Origin of the sequence: Empedobacter tilapiae (assembly GCF_004785645.1) — a bacterium.
Classification (GTDB): Bacteria; Bacteroidota; Bacteroidia; order Flavobacteriales; family Weeksellaceae; genus Empedobacter; species Empedobacter tilapiae.
Window position 1 is genome coordinate 159278 of the sequence record NZ_SRPE01000004.1, and the last position, 20320, is coordinate 179597.

15 protein-coding genes are annotated in these 20320 nt (G+C 30.2%); 9 read left to right on the forward strand and 6 right to left on the reverse strand.

From position 1 onward, the window contains the following. Positions 1–5 precede the first annotated feature (5 nt). A complete protein-coding gene (locus E4J94_RS06665) occupies positions 6–1157 on the forward strand; it encodes a cytochrome-c peroxidase (RefSeq protein WP_135835077.1) in 1152 nt (383 codons plus the stop codon). Between the two features lie 139 nt (positions 1158–1296). On the opposite strand, the gene E4J94_RS06670 is transcribed toward E4J94_RS06665, so the two are convergent. Both E4J94_RS06670 and E4J94_RS06675 read right to left on the reverse strand, forming a co-directional pair. After that, complete coding sequence (locus E4J94_RS06670) at positions 1297–1854, reverse strand: hypothetical protein (RefSeq protein WP_135835078.1); 558 nt, start codon at positions 1852–1854, stop codon at positions 1297–1299. A gap of 30 nt (positions 1855–1884) precedes the next feature. After that, complete coding sequence (locus E4J94_RS06675) at positions 1885–2163, reverse strand: hypothetical protein (protein WP_135835079.1); 279 nt, start codon at positions 2161–2163, stop codon at positions 1885–1887. A gap of 560 nt (positions 2164–2723) precedes the next feature. Between E4J94_RS06675 and E4J94_RS06680 the strand changes: the two genes are divergently transcribed. The 6 genes from E4J94_RS06680 to E4J94_RS06705 all read left to right on the forward strand — a co-directional run bounded on the left by E4J94_RS06680 (position 2724) and on the right by E4J94_RS06705 (position 8835). After that, positions 2724–4187 carry a helix-turn-helix domain-containing protein gene (locus E4J94_RS06680; RefSeq protein ID WP_135835080.1) on the forward strand — a complete coding sequence of 488 codons (1464 nt, stop codon included), beginning with the start codon at positions 2724–2726 and terminating at the stop codon, positions 4185–4187. Positions 4188–4349: 162 nt separating this feature from the next. Further along, positions 4350–5216 (forward strand): C1q-like domain-containing protein, encoded by an 867-nt coding sequence (locus E4J94_RS06685; protein WP_135835081.1) that lies wholly within the window; start codon positions 4350–4352, stop codon positions 5214–5216. A gap of 10 nt (positions 5217–5226) precedes the next feature. Continuing rightward, positions 5227–6030 (forward strand): hypothetical protein, encoded by an 804-nt coding sequence (locus E4J94_RS06690; RefSeq protein ID WP_135835082.1) that lies wholly within the window; start codon positions 5227–5229, stop codon positions 6028–6030. Positions 6031–6035: 5 nt separating this feature from the next. Beyond that, entirely contained in the window at positions 6036–6968 is a 933-nt protein-coding gene (locus tag E4J94_RS06695; RefSeq protein WP_135835083.1) for a hypothetical protein, read from the forward strand. Between the two features lie 265 nt (positions 6969–7233). After that, positions 7234–8424 (forward strand): MFS transporter, encoded by a 1191-nt coding sequence (locus E4J94_RS06700; protein WP_135835084.1) that lies wholly within the window; start codon positions 7234–7236, stop codon positions 8422–8424. A 9-nt stretch (positions 8425–8433) separates the two neighbouring features. Then, positions 8434–8835 (forward strand): hypothetical protein, encoded by a 402-nt coding sequence (locus tag E4J94_RS06705; protein WP_135835085.1) that lies wholly within the window; start codon positions 8434–8436, stop codon positions 8833–8835. Between the two features lie 512 nt (positions 8836–9347). Here the strand turns inward: E4J94_RS06705 and aceA are convergent. Together aceA and aceB are read right to left on the reverse strand one after the other, a co-directional pair. Beyond that, positions 9348–10625 carry an isocitrate lyase gene (aceA, locus tag E4J94_RS06710; protein ID WP_185145632.1) on the reverse strand — a complete coding sequence of 426 codons (1278 nt, stop codon included), beginning with the start codon at positions 10623–10625 and terminating at the stop codon, positions 9348–9350. 62 nt (positions 10626–10687) lie between these two features. Beyond that, on the reverse strand, positions 10688–12271 hold the full coding sequence (aceB, locus tag E4J94_RS06715; RefSeq protein WP_135835087.1) for a malate synthase A: 1584 nt from the start codon (positions 12269–12271) through the stop codon (positions 10688–10690). Positions 12272–12390: 119 nt separating this feature from the next. On the opposite strand from aceB, the gene E4J94_RS06720 reads away from it, so the two are divergent. Next, entirely contained in the window at positions 12391–13878 is a 1488-nt protein-coding gene (locus E4J94_RS06720; RefSeq protein WP_135835088.1) for a helix-turn-helix domain-containing protein, read from the forward strand. Positions 13879–13923: 45 nt separating this feature from the next. Here E4J94_RS06720 and E4J94_RS06725 read toward each other — a convergent pair whose 3' ends face one another. Both E4J94_RS06725 and tsaD read right to left on the reverse strand, forming a co-directional pair. Beyond that, positions 13924–14631: an RsmE family RNA methyltransferase gene (locus tag E4J94_RS06725; RefSeq protein ID WP_135835089.1), complete on the reverse strand. Its 708-nt coding sequence runs from the start codon at positions 14629–14631 to the stop codon at positions 13924–13926. Next, on the reverse strand, positions 14631–15650 hold the full coding sequence (tsaD, locus tag E4J94_RS06730) for a tRNA (adenosine(37)-N6)-threonylcarbamoyltransferase complex transferase subunit TsaD (RefSeq protein WP_135835090.1): 1020 nt from the start codon (positions 15648–15650) through the stop codon (positions 14631–14633). Before tsaD ends, E4J94_RS06725 begins: the two co-directional genes overlap by 1 nt. Positions 15651–15713: 63 nt before the next feature. On the opposite strand from tsaD, the gene E4J94_RS06735 reads away from it, so the two are divergent. Continuing rightward, positions 15714–20309, forward strand: a complete 4596-nt coding sequence (locus tag E4J94_RS06735; RefSeq protein ID WP_135835091.1) for a translocation/assembly module TamB domain-containing protein — start codon at positions 15714–15716, stop codon at positions 20307–20309. The last annotated feature ends 11 nt before the right edge of the window (positions 20310–20320 follow it).

Here is a 20320-nt window from a genome sequence, read left to right on the forward strand (position 1 = left end):
ATAAAATGAAACTAAAAGTATTTATTACCTTCTTAATTCTATGTTCTTATTTCTTGGTAAGTTTTGCACCTGCTGTAAAAAATGATTTAAATTACCTTCAAGATCCAACGATTCAAGACATTGTAGAAAGTTATAAAAAGAATATCAGTATTTGGCCTAAACCAGTTATTGATAAAGGTGTTGAATGGAAAGAGTTTAGTTCTATTCAAAGAGATACAGCATATTTTAAAACACAAGAAAAACCAATTGTTATATTAGGGAAAATGTTATTTTTTGATCCTAAATTATCTGGTTCAAATCAAGTTTCATGTAGTTCTTGTCATGATCCTGAAATGGGTTGGACAGATCGTAGAAAAGTATCATTAGGAAATAATCATTTAGCAGGAACAAGAAATACTCAGTCTTTATATAATATAGGGGAAAGAACGTCTTTTTTTTGGGATGGGCGTGCTAGCACACTAGAAGATCAGGCGATTGGACCATTGTCAGCATTTCATGAAATGGATATGGATTTAACTAAATTATCAGAAAAAATAAATCAATATAAAGGTTATAAAAAGCTTTTTAAAGATGCTTTTGAAGACGAAACTATCACAAATGAAAAAATTGCAAAAGCTCTGGCAAGTTTTCAGAAAACGATAAAAAGTCAACCAAGTCGTTTTGATCGTTTTATAGATGGAGATTATAAAGCTTTATCAGATCAGGAGATTTATGGAATGCATTTGTTTCGAACAAAAGCACGTTGTATGAATTGTCATAATGGAAAATATTTGACAGACGAATCTTTTCATAATATAGGATTGACTTATTACAAACGAAAGTTTCAAGATTTAGGACGTTACGAAATTACAAAAAATGCAGACGATGTTGGAAAATTCAAAACACCATCATTACGTGATTTATTAAATACAAGACCGTGGATGCATAATGGCTTTTTTGATGATTTAGACGGACTTATTAATTTATACAATAGTGGAATGCATATGATAGATCCTACACCTGAAAAAAAGGCTGCTGATGCTTTATACCCTTATACAGATCCATTATTGCAACCTTTGAATTTAACGAAAGAAGAGAGAGCTGCATTGAAATCTTTTTTAGAAGCCTTAAGTGGATCCAAGTTTAAAATGGATCGACCAACATTTCCTGTAGAATAAATAATAAATAAAAACAATAAATAAAGGTGAGTTCTTTTGGACTCACCTTTTTTTTAAATTAGTATTCTGAATCATTATATAATTAGCTCATTTATATAACATTTGAAAACTATTTATCTTTATAACAGATTTACGTGTTTTATTTCCATTTTACCTCCAAATTTTCAAAAACAGCTTGTTGAGGTCGGTTTGTTAAATCTTTAGAAAAAATTGATAGTTTTAATTCTCTAATAATAGGAATATTTGTTTCAATTTCTCTAAATGTAATAGTTGCTTTAGTTGGAATATTAGGGTTAATATTCTCAGCTCGAATTCCATTATTAAAAGAAACAATAACCTCATATGTTTGTGATTGATTTCCTTGTAAATCTACGAAGTAAGCTTGTTCACATTGAAAAAAATTTCGAATTTCAGTTTCTATATTTTTATAAATAAATGTAATAGTAATGGTTTTATCAATCTTAGATCCAATAACACTTGTTATGTCAAGTTGTAAATCATCTATTTTAACAGACTGAATAGGTTTTATTAAATTTAATGTTTCTTTATAATAATTATTTTGAATAATTAATTCTTCATTTTTAATCTTACAATTTTTCAAATCATTTTCTAATGTTAAGCAAGCATTTTTCTGAGCAATTAAATATGAGTAAAAGAATAAATTTAAAGAAATGAATGTTAATAGTTTAATTTTCATATTTTATATAAGTTTTAGTAGTTAACTTGTCTAAATTACAATAAAACCTTTAGGTAATTTTGTAATATCTAAGTCTTTAGGGTTTGCTCCTTGAATCAATGAAATGATAATTTCATCCTTTTTTAATTCTTCAAATTCATCATAACCTAAATTAAATAATGCTTGTAAATTTATGTTCAATAATTTCTCTTTGTCATTTACATAATTATCAGAATAAATTCGAATGAATTCTTTTTTAAGAATTTCACTTACTTCAAAACTCTTATACTTCATAAAATCACCTTCTTTAATACTGAATATTTTTTTCAAAAAAGTAAAATCTTGAAGTTCAATTTCAGTAATTATTCCGTCAGATAAAATAAAATTAGCGTAAGAGATTAACCAATCAATCGCTTCTAATTGAATATCTTGAATGTTATCCTTTATTATAGATTTAAATAAATGATAATCAAACTGTTGTTAGAAAGAATTTATAACCTTTGTAAAAAACTCAGATTGATCTTCGTTTTTGTTCAATTCAATAAATTCAGTAAAAGATGGTGAAAAGTTATACATTGTACTATATTTTTTATAAGTTTCTTAAATATACAACTATACTAAATAGAATAGTTTAATTCTTACCTTTGCGTTATTCTTCAAATTTCGATAAATAAATTTATATCATTTTATGGTTTATCGTAAAAGAGATAAAGATTCTCATTCTTGAAGTGTTTGTTTTTACTGATAAAGTGATTCAAAATTTGTTTTCATTAAAAATAAAATAGAGTTACTTTGAATATCGAAACGAAGGTTGCTTTGGCATATTTTATGAAATACTAAAGTTATATTTCTACTATTATATATTTATAAAAAAAACCTAAAACTTATATATGAAAAAGACTCTTTACTTTTTTATGGTATTACTCTGTTCTGTAATTTCTGCTCAAAAATCTGAATATATTTATGAAAAACTGCGAACAGAATTAACTACTTCTCCTAATGAATTCTTTAAAAATATTGAAAAAGAAAAATTAAATGCATTAGCCTCTCAAGATTTAAAATTAGTAACAAAGCTAGATTATTTGAAAGGTTTTGGTTATTATTTGAATAATAATGCCGATTCATGTGTCTTCTACGCGAATGAAGCTATAAATAGAGCAAATAATATTTCTTATATAGAAGGAGAAGCAATGGGATTGCGTCTTCTGGGGACTCAGTATGCGAAAATGGGGTTGTTAAGTGAATCTGATTCTGCTTTGGATAAAGGTTTGGTATTAATAAAACATCTAGATAATGAGGAAGCAAATGATTTAAGAGGAAGTTTGTTTGCTTCAAAACTTGTTTTAATGGATGATACTGTAAATCTAGAAGAAAAACTAAATGTTGCTAAAAAATCAATCCATTCTTATGAACGTTTAAAGTCATTAAAGAGGAAAAAAGAAGTTTTGCCATCTGCTTATACAAATGTAAGTTATATGTATACAAAATTGGAAAAGTACGATTCAGCATATAATTACTCAAAAAAAGCTATATCTATAGTAGATCCTTCTGATAAGTATATGAATGCAGCTATATATCATGATTTAGGTCTGATTTTTTTGAGAAAACATGAGTATAATAAAGCTATAAATTACTTAGAAAAAGCATTGGATTATTGTAAATCAACAGACTTTTTAAGTAAGAAACAAGAAATCCTAAAAAGATTAGTTGAAGCTTATACTGGTTTAGGAGATTATAAGAAGGCAAATGAAGTGAATGAAGAGTTTATGGAATTGACTCATGAAATAGATAAGTCAGCAAAATCTGCTGTAAGTTCAGTTGTTCAACAAAAAAATTCTAAAATAAATAGTTTGACAAAGTATGAAAAACTGTTTTATGTTGGTTTAATCTCCTTTCTACTTATAACTGTTTCAACAATAATTTGGTTTTATACTAAAAGAAGTACTAAAATTTCAGGTGATAATTCTATTGATTTAACAGAAAAAGAAGATTCGTTTTCGATTAATGATTCAACAAAAAATAAAATTATTGAAGAATTGAAGAAATTCGAAATAGAAGAAGGCTTTATCGATCAACATATTACTTTATATCATTTGTCTAATAAAATAGGATGTAATACAAAATATCTTTCACGTACAATTAAAGAAGAATATGGAAAGAGTTTCTCAAACTATATTAATGAACTTAGAATTGAATATTTACTCGAAAAGTTGAAAAATGAAGAATCTTTTCTAAATTATAAAATAAGTCATTTGTCTAAGTTAGCTGGTTTTTCATCTGATCCTACTTTTATAAAGGCATTTCAAAAGAAAACAGGAATGAATCCTTCCGAATATTTAAAATTGAATAAATAGTTAGAGTGTTTATTTGTAGTTGTTTAGGTTTTTGAAAATAAGAATATTTAATTTAAATATTGAAAGAATTCTGAATTTTTAAAATATGTGAAATGAGAAAAAGATTATATTAATTAACCATATTATAATTTTGTAGTATCAATTTAAAAACCAAATCAACCAATGATAAAAGACCTTGAAAAAAAGATTACTTCTTTTATTCTTTTGGGTACTACTTTCAGTTTATTTGCTCAGGTAGGAATTAATACAAAAGATGTAAAAGGAGCATTTCATGTAGATGGAAAGATAGACAATCTTAGTACACCTACTAATGAACAAGCCGATAATGATTTTATAGTAACAACTAATGGAAATGTGGGAGTCGGTACGATAACACCTATTACAAAACTTGATCTTAGATCAACTTCTAACTCTAATAATGCTTTAGGTATTGGTTTTACATCTAGAACAGCAGAATCAGTAGGAGCAGGAGTTATTCGCTATATCAATACTTCTGGAGGAAAGTTACAAATTTCTGATGGTATTCAATGGATGGATATTTATTCTGTACCAAAGAAATCGTTTGTAGTGGCAAGAATTAGGACTGCAGATAAAGCAATTAAGTTTATTTATAATACTGCAACTACAGTTGCTGGTTGGGAGGTTACTAATGATATTTCTAATAATTTTAATGCTGTAACTGGAGAGTTTGTTGCTCCGAGAGATGGCGTTTATACTTTTAGTTTTGCTTATGATTTTGTTCATGAAGGAAATACATTCTTGGCAAATAGTTCAGTTGAGAGTCAGTTTGTGAAAAACACGAATGTAATTGAAGTAAAATGTTTAAAAACATATGGTAAATCAACAAGGGGAGCTCAAGCTGGAGGAAGCTGTGTAAGTAGTATGAAATTAAATCAAAATGATAAGGTAGTTGTAAAATTGCTTCAAAGGATTGATAACTCTACGAGTGGAGGGAGAGGTCTTCGCTCAGATGTTGTAGTAAATACTCCTAATTTTGGATTCAATAATTTGACAATTGTAGAGCAGTAAAATAAGGTATATGAAAAATATTTATTTAATTTTTAGTTTTCTGATTACAACAACTCTTTTCGCGCAAGTGGGAGTGGGAACAACTAATCCTCAGCAAGTTTTACATGTAGATGCTGCAAAAAATAATAATAGTTCTACTCAAAATATTTACGAAGATGATGTAGTTATAACTTCAGAAGGTAAATTAGGTATTGGAACTATAAATCCTATAACAAAAGTTGATTTAAGAAGTAAGACGTTAACAGATAATGTGATAGCTATAGGTTCTACTACACAAACGGCTACTCAAGCCAAAGAAGGTGCTTTGCAATACAATGATAATTTAAAACTGTCTGATGGTGCAAATTGGATAAATCTTCCTGGTAAATCATTAAATGCTTTGGTTTACGCTAATAATTCTTCTAATCAATCTTTAGCAAATAATACACAAGTTTTAATTAAAAGTTGGACAAAACAAGAAGATGTAACTAATAGTTTAGATGTTGTAACTGGAATTTTTACAGCTCCTAAAGATGGAGTTTATGTAGTAAGTTTTAATGCTGCTTTGTCATCTGCTGCTATTCCTAATAATAGTTATATCGAAATACATTTAAAATCTAATGCAAGTCAAGGGGTTCCAGAGTATAGATGTTTAAACTCTTATCCAGGATTTTCAACAGGGAATGCAACTAATATTAGTTCAATAAACTGTACTGGTATTTTTTATCTGAAAAAAAATGAAACATTATCACCTAACATTTTCCATACTTTTGGTGGTAGTCGAAACTTAATTAATGATGCGAGTTATAATACCTTAACAATTTACGGCTTATGAAAAATATGATTATATTTTTAACATTTTCTTTTTTCTTTCTTTATATGGATGCGAATGCACAAATAGGAGTAGGAATAGAACAACCAAAAGGAATCTTACATATTGATCCTTTAAAAAATACAATTAACACAATTTCAAGTGCAACAGATGATTTTTTAGTAGAAAATACAACAGGAAACATAGCGATAGGAAATAATTCGCCTAAGGTTAAATTGGATGTCAGAGGAGCTACAGAAAGTGCTATAGGATTAGGAAATACAAGTCAAACAGCAATAGAAGCAGAAGAAGGGGCAATTCGATACAATGAGACATCTAAAAAAATACAGTATTCTAATGGAATTGAATGGAATGATGTTATTATTAACCCAATTGAGAAATCAGTATTTATTGCTACTAAAAATTCGCAAGAAGTCGTGTGTTATACACAAGGAGGAGTAAGCCCAGGAACTTATAACGGTATGCCACATCGTACACCTTGTTATATAACATCATGGACTCAGAAGTATAATAATTCTAACGATGGAGGTATATTTAATCCTACTAATGGAGAGTTTACAGCAAAAAGAGATGGCGTTTTTACAGCAACTTTCACATTTGCTTTAGCATCAGGTATGATTAGAGCTTTACCTAATGCTAGTGATAATAACCAAATTGAAGCTATTTGGAGATTAAAAGATTCAAATGGAATAGAAATAAATGCAGTCAAATGTGCTAATAATTTTCCTAGTAACAGTAGAAATAATACAAATGATGCAGGTAGTGCACCAGCTGCGTCTAATTGTACAGCAAGTTTTTATATGTTAGCAGGACAAAAAATTAGACCTGAAGCTTGGATTGATTTAGATCCAAGTCAACAAAAGTTGTTTAACTCTACTTCATCTGGAAGTGGAGCCACTTTAACCTCTTTTTATAATAATTTGACAATTATAGAACACTAAGTTTTTTTAATAGTATAAATGAGATTGAAAACGTCTAAGTCAAAATGTAATATATCTTTGATTTAGACGTTTTTTAGTTTTTGTTAAAATATATTTTTCTTTATAATGCTTATTAATCACTTTTATATTCAAATAAAGAGTGATTTTTATATATTGTTTAAGCTTCTGTATTAATCAAAACCAAAGTGACAAAATCTAAATTACCAAATATAAGATTCTATTGTATACTTCTGTGCAGATAAATTACCTTTGCAAAAAATCCGTTATGTTTTCTGCTATCAAGAAAAAATTAAATTCAGATCCTGTTTATAATCTTCATTTTATTTTAATGTGTTTGAGTTCGTTGTTGTTTTCAGCGAGTTTTAATATGATGATTCCCGAATTACCTGCTTATTTAAGTAGTATGGGAGGAGCAGAATACAAAGGGTTTATTATTGCATTGTTTACCTTGACAGCGGGAATTTCGAGACCTTTTAGTGGAAAATTAACTGATAAAGTAGGGCGGGTTCCCATTATGGCAGTCGGTTCTATTGTCTGCTTTGTGTGCGGAATTTTATATCCTGTTTTAACAACCGTTTCAGGTTTTTTATTTTTGAGATTGGTACACGGCTTTTCGACAGGTTTTAAACCCACTGCAACAGCTGCCTATATTGCGGATATTATTCCGCGCGAACGTTGGGGCGAAGCATTAGGATTACACGGGATTTGTTTCAGTATTGGAATGGCGATTGGACCTGCGTTAGGAAGTACAATTACATTATATTCATCGATTAATGTGATGTTTTTTACGTCTTCCTTTTTTGCATTATTATCAATTTTGATTTTATTCAATATGAAAGAAACCTTGCAAAATAAACAAAAATTTTCGTTTGGATTACTAAAGATTTCGAAGCAAGATGTTTTTGCAAAAGAAGCTTTACCAGCGGCATTGATTACGTTTCTTTCGTATGTGGCTTATGGTTCTATATTGACCTTGATTCCAGATTGGACTGAACATTTAGGTTTTCAAAACAAAGGCGTTTTCTTTATTGTATTTACAATATCATCAATGATGGTTCGTTTCTTTGCAGGTAAGATATCTGATCAAAAAGGACGTGTATTAGTGATAAAATTAGGATTGGTTTTATTGATTGTGGCTTTGGTACTTTTAGCTTCTATTGATGCAAAAATAGGCTTGATTTTAGGTGGTTTGATGTATGGAATTTCAACTGGAATTCTTTCACCTGCACTAAATGCTTGGACAATAGATTTTAGCAAACCTGATGAACGTGGAAAAGCTATGGCAACTATGTATATCGCGATGGAAGCGGGTATAGGACTTGGAGCATTGTGTGCAGGTTGGTATTTTCAGGATTATTTGGATCGAATTCCGATGGTGATTTATGTTTCGGCATTTATTTGTCTTTTGGGAACCATTTATATGCTGAAATTTAAGAATAAGCCGCAAACGATTTAATTGAAAGAAATGAAAGCAGAATTATATCAATTTATAGTACAACAAATTAAAGATAAGATTAAGTATTTGAATGGTTTGATTGACGATTTACGTGCTTCTAACAACGATACTAAAAGTAGTATGGGTGATAAGTATGAAACGTCGCGCGAAATGATGCAACAGGAAATTACTCGAATTCAAAATCAATTGAATGAAGCCTTGATTCAGCAAGAAATCTTTTCTAAAATTAAAATTGCGGAAAATAAAACAATTGGTTTAGGGTGTTATGTTGAAACTACGATGGGGAATTTTTGTATGGCGTGCAGTTTTGGTGAAATTATTTTCGAGAATAAAAAGATATTTGTCCTATCAACTCAAACCCCTTTGGCTAAAATTTTAATTGGAAAGTCGAAAAAGATACTTTCGAAATGAATGAAAAGTCGTTTCAGATTACGAAAGTTGATTAGAAAATTTTACTTTAATAAATCTTAAAGTGATAAAAAATATAAGTTGTATTACTAATGTTATACCTATAAAAAATAGAAATGATTTAATATAATCCTCTTTTAATAAATACTTTGAGATTGTGTGTTGAAGAATAAATAATGGCGTTATTGTATAAAATAATATTGAGCGCGTAAAATTGAATTTATTTTCAATAATAAGATTGTTAAAAGAAAATTTATACAGATAAATAAAGACAAAAATAAATCCAAATATCACTGGAAAAATAAAATCAATAATAAATAAATCAAAATTATCAAGGAAGATGCTTTTTAAAAAGGTAAAGCATAATGTAAAACCAATAGTAAAAACGCATGAACTAATTAACCATGGTTTGTAAATAAATTTAATTTTCTCTTTTGTAGATAACATGTTCAAATATACATAAAATGAAAAAAGGACGTAGTTGCGGTACGTCCTTTTTAATTGAAAAGTATGTATTAGAATTGTGCGGCTTCCGTACTTTCAGCCATGGCTGTAGTAGATGAAATGCCTTGTTGCACTGTGTTTTGTACGTAATCGAAATATTGTGTTCCTACAAAAGATTGGTGTTTTACAGCTGCAAAACCTTTTTCTTGTAACGCAAATTCTCTTTCTTGTAATTCGGAATATCCTGCCATTCCTTTAGCTTTATATGCTCTTGATAACTCGAACATAGAGGTGTTCATCGCATGGAAGCCAGCTAAAGTGATGAATTGGAATTTGTATCCCATTTCAGCTAAATCTTCGCGGAATGTTTCCATTTGTGCTTCTGTTAAATGTTTTGCCCAGTTAAATGATGGTGAACAATTGTATGCTAACATCTGATTTGGGTATTTTTCTCTAATGGCTTGTGCAAATTCTCTTGCCATTCCTAAATCTGGATTAGATGTTTCCATCCATATTAAATCAGCATAAGGTGCATAACTTAATCCACGATCAATTCCTTGTTCCAAACCATTTTTAACATTGTAAAATCCTTCAGAAGTTCTACTTCCAGGAATAATAAAACGCAAATCTCTTTCGTCAATATCCGATGTAATTAAATTTGCGGCTTCTGCATCTGTACGTGCAACTAATAGCGTAGGAGTCCCACAAACATCTGCTGCCAAACGTGCTGCTACTAATTTATTAATCGCTTCCTGTGTTGGAACTAAAACTTTACCGCCAAGATGACCACATTTTTTAGCTGATGACAATTGATCTTCGAAATGAACGCCTGCAGCACCAGCTTCTATCATTTGTTTCATCAATTCATAGGCATTTAAATTTCCTCCAAATCCAGCTTCTGCGTCAGCAACAATCGGTACCATATAATCAATATTCCCTTGTTCAGTAACTGATTGTATTTCATCTCGACGACGCAATGCATTGTTGATACGTTTTACAACCATAGGTACAGAATTAGCTGGATAAAGAGATTGATCAGGGTACATTTCTGCAGAAAGATTTGCGTCAGCAGCAACTTGCCATCCTGAAAGATAAATTGCATCTAAGCCAGCTTGAACTTCTTGAATTGCTTGGTTTCCGTTTAAAGCACCAAGTCCAGCCATAAATGGTTTAGAATTTAATCCTTCCCATAATTTTTTAGCACCTAAAGTCGCTAAAGTGTAATCGATGTCCAAAGAACCTCTTAGGCGAATTACCTCTTCTGCTGAATAAGGACGAGTTACATCTGTCCAGCGTGGATTAGTTTTCCAATCCTGCTGAATTTTTTGAATTCTTTCTTGATTGCTCATAATTGTGTTTTTGTGTTTTGTTTATGAAAGTGTGTTGTGTGTTTCTTGGTTATAATGTGCTTTTAAATATACTTATAGGCTTCTAATGTTAAAAATTCTGTAAACTTGTGAGATAAAACCAATTCATCAAAAATTTGGATAGCTAATTCAAATTTTCCTTTCGAATAGCTTTTTTCTCCGACTAATTCTTTTATTTTTTGAACCTCTTCGGCTCTTAATTTTTTATATTTATCGATGTTAAATTCACATCCATCTTCTAATTTTATATGTTGATGTAGCCATTGCCAAACTTGAGTACGAGAAATTTCTGCAGTAGCAGCGTCTTCCATCAAGTTATAAAGAGCTGCTGCACCACGACCAGCTAACCAACTTTCTATATATAAAATTCCAATATTTATGTTTTCTCTTATACCTTGTTCGGTTACAGTTCCTTTTGGGAGTTCTAATAAAGATTCTGCTGTTGTTGTAACATCTTCACGTTTATTAGAAATTTGATTTGCTTGAGGCATATATTCATCAAAAACATTTGAAGCAATTTCAACTAATGCAGGATGTGCAACCCAAGTTCCATCGTGTCCATTTTTTACTTCGCGAAGTTTGTCATTCTTCACTTTTTCAAAAGCAATTGCATTAGCTACGTTATCATTTTTAATTGGAATTTGAGCAGCCATTCCTCCAATTGCATGGATATTTCTTCTATGACAACGTTGAATAACAGCTTGTGAATAAGCAGCCATAAAAGGAGAAGTCATTGTAACTTGTGAACGATCTGGAACAATAAAATTCGGGTGTTTTTTGAATTTTTTGATGTAAGAAAATATATAATCCCAACGACCACAATTTAATCCTGCTATATGTTCTTTAAGTTCATAAATAATTTCATCTAATTGAAAAGAAGCGGTAATTGTTTCAATTAAAACAGTAGCTTTAATTGTTGCTTGTGGTAAGCCGATATAGTTTTGCGCAAATACAAAAACATCGTTCCACCAGCGCGCTTCTAGGTGATGTTCTAATTTAGGAAGATAGAAATAAGGCCCACTTTGCTTGGAAAGTAACGTGTGTGCATTATGGAAAAAATATAAACCAAAGTCAAATAGTGAGCCTGATATTTCTTGTTTATTTATTATGATATGTTTTTCATTCAAATGTAATCCTCTCGGTCTTACCATTAAGACAGCAGTTTTTTCATTTAATTGGTAATATTTTCCATTATTTTCAAAGGAAATTACACCATTTACTGCATCTTTTAAATTTTGTTGACCTTGTAGATTATTATCCCATGTAGGAGAGTTACTATCTTCAAAATCGGCCATAAATGTTTTTGCACCAGAATTCAATGCATTGATAACCATTTTACGGTCAACAGGTCCTGTTATTTCAACGCGTCTGTCTTGTAAATCATCTGGAATAGGAGCAACTATCCAATCGCTATTTCTGATGTCTTTTGTTTCTGAAAGAAAAGAAGGGAAATTTCCTAAATCAAAAAAGATTTGTCTTTCTTTTCTTTCGGCTAAAAGCTCCAAACGTCTATCGTTGAAATTTTTATGTAAAGCAGTTAAAAAATCAACAGCTTCTTTTGTCAAAATGTCTGGATAACTATCCAGCTCTTTCTGCGATAATTTTAAATCAGTTGTAATAGAATCCATTCTTTGTGTTTTTTGTTGTAATTTTGGGTTTAGTTATCTTAAGCGGAAATTTACTTCCAGCGAACGTTCGCTAAATTATAAAAATTCGTTTACATTTACCAAATATTTTTAAAAAAATTATGCAGGAAGAATATATTAAATTAATTTTTGGATTAAAATTAAAACAAATAAGATCGTCTAAAGATTTGTCTTTGTTTAAGTTGTCTAAATTGACAGGGCTTTCAAAATCTTATTTAAATGAGATTGAAAAAGGAAAGAAATATCCAAAAACTGATAAAATTGTTGCTCTTGCTGAAGCATTAGAAGTTCCTTATGATGAGTTAGTTTCGTTGAAATTAGATAAAAATTTAGCTCCAGTTGCAGAAATCCTTCAGTCAAATTTGTTACAGGAGATTCCATTAGAATTGTTTGGAATTGAAGAGAGGGATTTAATCGAAATTATTTCGAATGCGCCAATGAAAGTAAATGCTTTTATCTCTACTTTGATTGAAATTGGAAATAATTATAATCTTACTCGTGAAAGTTTTTTCTTAGCATCGTTGCGTTCTTTTCAAGAAGCTAATGATAATTATTTTCCTGAAATAGAAAATTCAGCAAAAAACTTCTTAAGAGAATATTTAGTTGATTCAGATGATTTTGTATCGAATGAAGTAATGGAGGAAATTCTTAAAGAAGAATATAATTACACAATAGTTTATAAAGATTTTAGTCTTTTTGGAGCAAAAGATTTAGCTAAGCTACGTTCAATCTTTATAAAAGAAAAAAAACTACTTTATATTAATTTAATTTCTGATAACGATCAAAAAAGATTTATCTTGGCGAAAGAATTAGGATATAATTATCTTGATTTAAAGGAGCGTTTATATACTTTTTCGTGGGCAAGTTTCGAAACTTTTGACCAACTGTTAAATAATTTCTATGCTTCATATTTTGCAGGCGCATTATTGTTACCGGAAGCCAAATTATTGAAAGATATGCAGGATTTGTTTGCTGTAGAACATCATGATTTGTCTAAATTTCAAGAGATTTTAGGTAAGTATACTGAGTCTCCTGAAACGGTTTATCAACGTATGACGAATTTGTTGCCAAAACATTTTAATATTCGTGATTTATTTTTCTTAAGATTATCTACAAAAGTTGGATCGAATTCATTTAAATTAACGAAAGAGTTGCATCTTAATCAGCAACAATCACCTCAGGCAAATGAAACAGATGAACATTATTGTAGACGTTGGGTTTCTTTAAATGTATTAAAAGGATTAGAAAAACATCAAGATGATCATCATGAAATTTCAGCTCAGATATCGTTGTATCCATTTAATAATAATCAAAAATATTATGTAATTTCTTCAGCAACAAAAGATCCTTTTAATCCTAATTATCTACGTAGCGTGACAATTGGAGTATTATATAAGTCGGCTCAACGTAAAATAAAATTTATGAATGACCCATCAATTCCTGTAAGGGAGGTTGCGGTTACATGCGAAAATTGTGGAATGAAAGATTGTGTAGAGAGAGCTGCAGATCCAATTCGTTTTGAAAAAGATATTCGTAATAAACGATTAAATGTTACAATAAATGATTTTATAAAAGAACAAAGTAAATAATAAAAACTTCAACTCAATTTTTGAGTTGAAGTTTTTATTATTAAATTATTTCAATCCCCAATCAACCGCAAAAACAGCTTGTAAAGCAGCAGTTTCAGTACGAAAACGTTGATGCCCAAGACTAATTTCTGTGAAATTATGATCTTCTGCAGCGAAAATTTCATCTCTTGAAAAATCACCTTCAGGACCAATCATAATTAAAATTTTCTGCGGATTATTTTCCAGAACTGTTCGTAAAGGAGTGCGTTCAATATCTGCTTCGCAATGCGCAATACACTTCGTAAAACCTTCAAAATCCTGTTTGATAAATTCATTGAATTTTGTCAAATCATTCACTTTTGGCAAATACGCTTTTAACGATTGTTTTGTTGCAGACTGAACAATTTTTTCGATTCGCTCGATTTTAATATTTTTTCGTTCCGAATGAAAAGTTTGCAGAAAAGTAATTTCATCTATACCAATTTCAGTTGCTTTTTCCAAGAAAAACTCCAAACGTTCCATTGTTTTTGTTGGTGCAATTGCAACATGTAAATAGTAATTTTTCTGCTCGAAACTTGTTTTTAAATCAATAACTTTTCCTTCAACTGCTTTCTTAGAAATCGACGTGATTTCTACTTCCGCCAAATTTCCTTTTCCATCTGTCACATGAACCAAATCGCCTTCATTTCCGCGCAAAACTTTCGCAAAATGATGACTTTCTTCTTCGTTCAGAATAGCTGTTTCTTGATGAATTTTTCCAAAAAATAATTTCATTAAATATGGTATTTAGCCACAGATTTCGCTGTGTTTTCTGTAAATAACTCTTGATCAAATTTTAAACTTCCAACCATTGCAATCATCGCTGCATTATCTGTTGTATAAGCAAATTTTGGAATAAAAGTTTTCCAACCAAATTCAGTTTCTCCGTCTTTTAATCGTTGACGAATTTCAGAATTTGCCGAAACTCCACCTGCAATCGCAATTTGCTTAATTCCAGTTTCGTCCGATGCTTTTTTTAGTTTTTCCATTAAAATATTAACGATAGAATGCTGAATAGAAGCGCATAAATCATCAATATTTTCTTCGATAAAATTAGGATTCGCTTTGACTTCTTTCTGAATAAAATATAAAATTGACGTTTTGAAACCGCTAAAACTAAAGTTTAAACCTTCAATTTTTGGTTTTGCAAATTTGAATTTTGTAGGATTTCCAATCTTAGATTTTTTGTCAATTATTGGACCTGCAGGATAAGGTAAATTTAAAATTTTACCCGCTTTATCAAACGCTTCACCAGCCGCATCATCAATTGTTTCACCTAAAATTTCCATCTCAAAATAATTATTGATTTTTACAATTTGAGTATGTCCTCCAGAAACTGTCAAACATAAAAATGGAAAAGTTGGTTTTTCGTCGTTGGCATCTTCTATAAAATTAGCTAAAATATGTGCTTGCATATGATTGACCTCAATCAACGGAATATCCAATGATTGACTGAAAGATTTTGCAAAACTTCCGCCAACCAAAAGTGAACCCATCAATCCTGGGCCACGCGTATACGCAATTGCTTTAAGTTCTTCTTTGTTAATATTAGCCTGTTTTAAGGCTTGATCTACGACGGGAACAATATTTTGTTGATGTGCTCTCGAAGCTAATTCTGGTACTACGCCACCATATATTTCGTGAATTTTTTGGCTTGCGACAACATTAGAAATAATTTTATTTCCGTCAATAATTGCTGCGCCTGTATCATCACAAGAAGATTCTATGGCTAAAATGTAGTTTTTATCGCTCATAATTCCTTGTAGAATAAAATTTATAACTTATTTTTACCCTGCAAATATCGTAAATTTAAACCATTGAAAATAGTCAGACGAATAGGAAGATTTTTATTGTCATTGATTATACTCGTTTTAACCCTTGTTTTAACAGTAGCAATCGCAATACAAATCCCTGCGGTACAGACAAAAATAGCTCACTTTGCGTTAGAAAAATTAAATAAGTCTCTAAATACTCAAATGTATGTGGATTCGGTGGATATTGATTTTTTTGGACGAATATATTTCCATGGGGTTAAGATAAAAGACGATCATAAATATGATTTTATGAAGTCGAAAACCTTAGAAACAACAATTAATCTTTGGACACTTCTGCCAGGAATTAAAAAAGATCACATTAATTTAAGTGAGGTAAAATTGATTCAGCCGGAAATTCGTGTGATAACATACAAAGGTGATTCGATTTCCAATTTTATCAAATTTGTGAACGGTTTTAGTTCTGATAAACCAAAAGATCCGAAAAAGATTTTCAAATTGGATGGAGATTTTATTTTGGAAGATGGTAAAGTTTCAATTGTTAATCAAAATTCTGGAAATGTTTGGTTGGATTCGAAACAATTGAACATGACTGTAAAAAAGTTTCGATTAGTTGATTCTGATATTACGGCTGATTTAGAAAACTTCTGCTTTATTGCAACTAAAAATAAAGAAACGTATAACGTACAAAATTTTACAGGAAAAGTTCATTATTCGAAAAAAGAAATTCGAGTTGGGAATTTGAATTTGAGAACGGATACATCTGTTTTGATTGGGAATTTGTTATTGAGTTACGACGAACCTTCGGATATGAGTGACTTTGAAAATAAAGTTCGTTGGGATGTTTTCTTTGATCGAGGTTCTAAAATTAACTTTAAAGAAATTCGTTATTTTACTCCTTTATTTGATAAAAATTCGTCTGTAGATTTATATGGAAAAGTAAACGGAACGCTGAATAATTTGACTTTTTCTGATTTCGAATTGAAAGGAGAAGATAATTATGTTGGAGCTTCGCGTTTGCAATTACAAGATGTTTTACATGGTTCGTTATTGAATTTTTCGACAAGAAATCTAAAAGTCAATACATCATATCAGAAAATTACAAAATTACTTCCGACATTTGTTTCGAAGAAAATTCCGAATTTGTTGACGCGTTTTGGGAATTTAAATTATCGTGGAGATATTTCATTAAATCCAAATGAAATTCATGCGAATGGTTACGCAGTTTCTGGACTTGGAGATGCAGATATTAAAGCGCAAATCAAGAATTATAAAAATGTAAAAGCTTTAATTTATAAAGGAACTTTAGATGCGAAAAATTTAAATCTTCGTCAATTGACAAATGCAAAAGATTTGGGTTATGTAAGCGGAAAATTTAGATTTGATGGACGAGGAACAGACTTGAAAAATATCAATTTAGATGTAGACGGAACACTTCGTTATATGGATTTGATGGGTAAACGTTATCAAAATATTACGGTTGATGGTTTGGTCAAAAATTATCAATTCAATGGTTTGTTTGATATCAAAGATCCTAATCTAAATGCGCAATTGAAAGGTAGAATTAACTTTAGCGGAAAACCTTATGATTTTGATTTTACTTCGAATATTCGTCAGATTAATTTAGATTTTCTTGGGCTTACAAAAAATCTAAACGCAGTTGTACGTGGTGATGTTGCAGGAAATTTTAAATTAACAAATATTAATGATTTTAGAGGAAATATTGATGTCAAAAATCTTTATTTCCGTTCCAAAAAAGATACATTAGAATTGTCACATGTTATCTTGAATTCAGAAATTAATGGGTCGCATAAAATCATGACTTTGGATGTTCCTAATTATATGCGCGCTACAGTAGATGGTCGCTATAATATTACGGAAGTTGCAAATGTCATCAATAATTCGCTTGTAGATTTAATTCCATCTTTCCGTCATAAAAAAGTTTCACCAAATCAAGCATTTTCATTTGATGTTTATGTGCAAGAAAACTTATTGAAATATATTGATCCATCGATTTCTATTGAACCTAATACACATGTAAAAGGTTATATTGATGGAACTGAAAATCAATTAGAAGCTACACTCGAAACACCAGGGATAAAATATGCTGGAATACAATTGTTTCAGTCCAATGTTAATCTAAACACAATTGCAGAATTACCAACCTTAAATGCAAAGATTGATAGTTTAAAAGTAAGTGGTGTAACGATTAATGCGATTAATGTAAATTCAATTCCGAAGAATGATACAATGATTGTCAAAACAGATTTTAATATAGGTCGCAAAAATCCAATTTTATTTAATCTGAATCTTTTTCATACAGTTCAGAATAATAATGATTTGATTTTTGGATTTTCCCCTTCGACGATACAAATAGATTCGACACAATGGACAATTAATCATTTGAATGATGCAAATTCGAATCGTGTAATTTTTAATCGAATCAATAAATCATTGAAAGTTGAAGATTTATCATTAGAATCGGAAGAGCAATATTTAAAAGTAAGTGGTTTGTTTAATAACAATGTAGATTATAATTTCAATGCTGATTTTAAAGATTTGCATTTAGAAAAGATCATTCCTAAAACATTGTTGAATAACTTAAAAATAGTTGGTATAGCAAATGGTAAAGTAGATATTATTAGGACAAAAGAAAAGTTAGAACCAACGCTTGAAGCTAAAATTGATAAGTTAGGTTTAAATGATTTTGAGCTTGGTAATTTGACTTTACAAGGAGGTTATAATGTAGCAGATAAACAATTTAATTTTGAAACGAGCTTGCAGAAAGAGCAAATTCAATCGTTGGTTGCTTATGGTAATATTATTAATAAACCAACAGGTCCTGAAGTTGATGTAGATGCCAATTTTGATGAATTTCATATAGATTTCTTAGAAGGATTCTTGAAATCAGTTTTTTCTAATATGCGTGGAACATTGTCTGGTGATTTAAAAATTACTGGACCAGTTGATCTACCAAATCTTAGTGGAAATATGATTGCAAAAGACCTTGGATTAAAAGTTAATTTCTTAGGAACAGATTATTTATTTGAAGGAGAAAACGAATTGCTTGTTTCGAAACAAGGAAAAGGGCAAGGGATTATTATGTTAAATGATATTGCTTTTAGAGATACGGCTTATAATACAAAAGGAAAGGTAGATGGAGCAATACTTTTTAGAAATTTAAGTAAATGGGGTCTCAATTTAGATTTTGATACCGAAAATTTATTGGTAATGAATACAACAATCAAAGATAATGAATTGTTTTATGGAAAAGTCTTTGCGAAAGGAAATGTTACCATGTTTGGTGCGGTTGAAGAGTTAGAAATTGCAGGTGATGCAACTGTAGTTGGGAATTCAGAATTGACAATTAATACTGGTAGTACAACTATTGAATCTGAAAATAACTTGGTTCGTTTTGTTCCAAATCAACATTTGGATGAGAAAGCTAAAAATAATCAAGTTAATGCGCCAAAAGGAATGTCTATTGATGTTAATATTAATGCGTACCCAAATGCGATGGTAAATTTAATTTTTGATGCAACCACAAATGATAAAGCAACTGCACGTGGAACAGCTGAGAATCTTCGTTTTTTAATGAACAAAGCGGGATTAAATATTACGGGAGTATATAATATAGAAAGCGGAACATATGAGTTTAGACAATTTCCACTGATTCCGAAAGATTTTAAAATCAAAAAAGGATCTTCTGTGCAATTTGCAGGAAATCCACTTGATGCAACACTTAATATTACAGCAGAATATCAGCGTTCAGTTTCAAATGTTGGAGATTACTTAGGAGTTGGACATTCGCAGATTCATGATGCTCTTTTATCAATTAATATTTCTGAAACATTGAAAAAACCGATTATCGATTTTGGATTAACAATTCCAAATGCTGGATCAGATATTAATTCGCAATTACAATCAAAATTCCGTTCTAATACTGAAGAGCAGATGCTTCAGTTTAGTTATATTTTATTAACAGGGAAGTTTGGTGACGCCTCAGCTGTTCAATCTGGAGTTACAAGTACAGCGGCTGACATTGGTTTATCAACGATTGCAGGAATGTTGTCTTCTATAGCGAATAATGTAGATATACAAATGGAGTATGTAGGAGGAAGTGCACAATCTGATACAAATGATAAAATTAGAACATCTGTTTCCTATCGTGTTAATAATCGATTAAGTTTGAGAGGATCATATGGAATTGCTGTAACAAATAACCGAAGTGTACAAGAAAATTTTGATGGAAACTTCGATGTTACATACGATATTTCTAAACTAAATAATGGTTCTTTATTATTAAGAGCATTTACAAAACCAACAACTTTCGGGTTATTACCAGGAATGGAAAATAACTTAAATCAAAGTTTTGGAGTTGGTATTCAGTATAATAAAAGTTTCGATACATTTAGAGGTTTTATAGGTTTAGATGAAAATAAAAAGAAATCTAAAGCGAAAAATATTGAAAAAAAGCAAGAGAAATTTGATTCGATTGTATTTCCGAAACAGATTAAAACTGAAGAAAAAAGAATAGATTCTACACATCAAAATAATAAAGATTCTATCAAGGTGACTTATCAAAAAAATACTCAGCCCAAGGTTCAGCAAAAACGCCGTGGATTAGTCAAAATCAAATAAAAAAAAAAGAG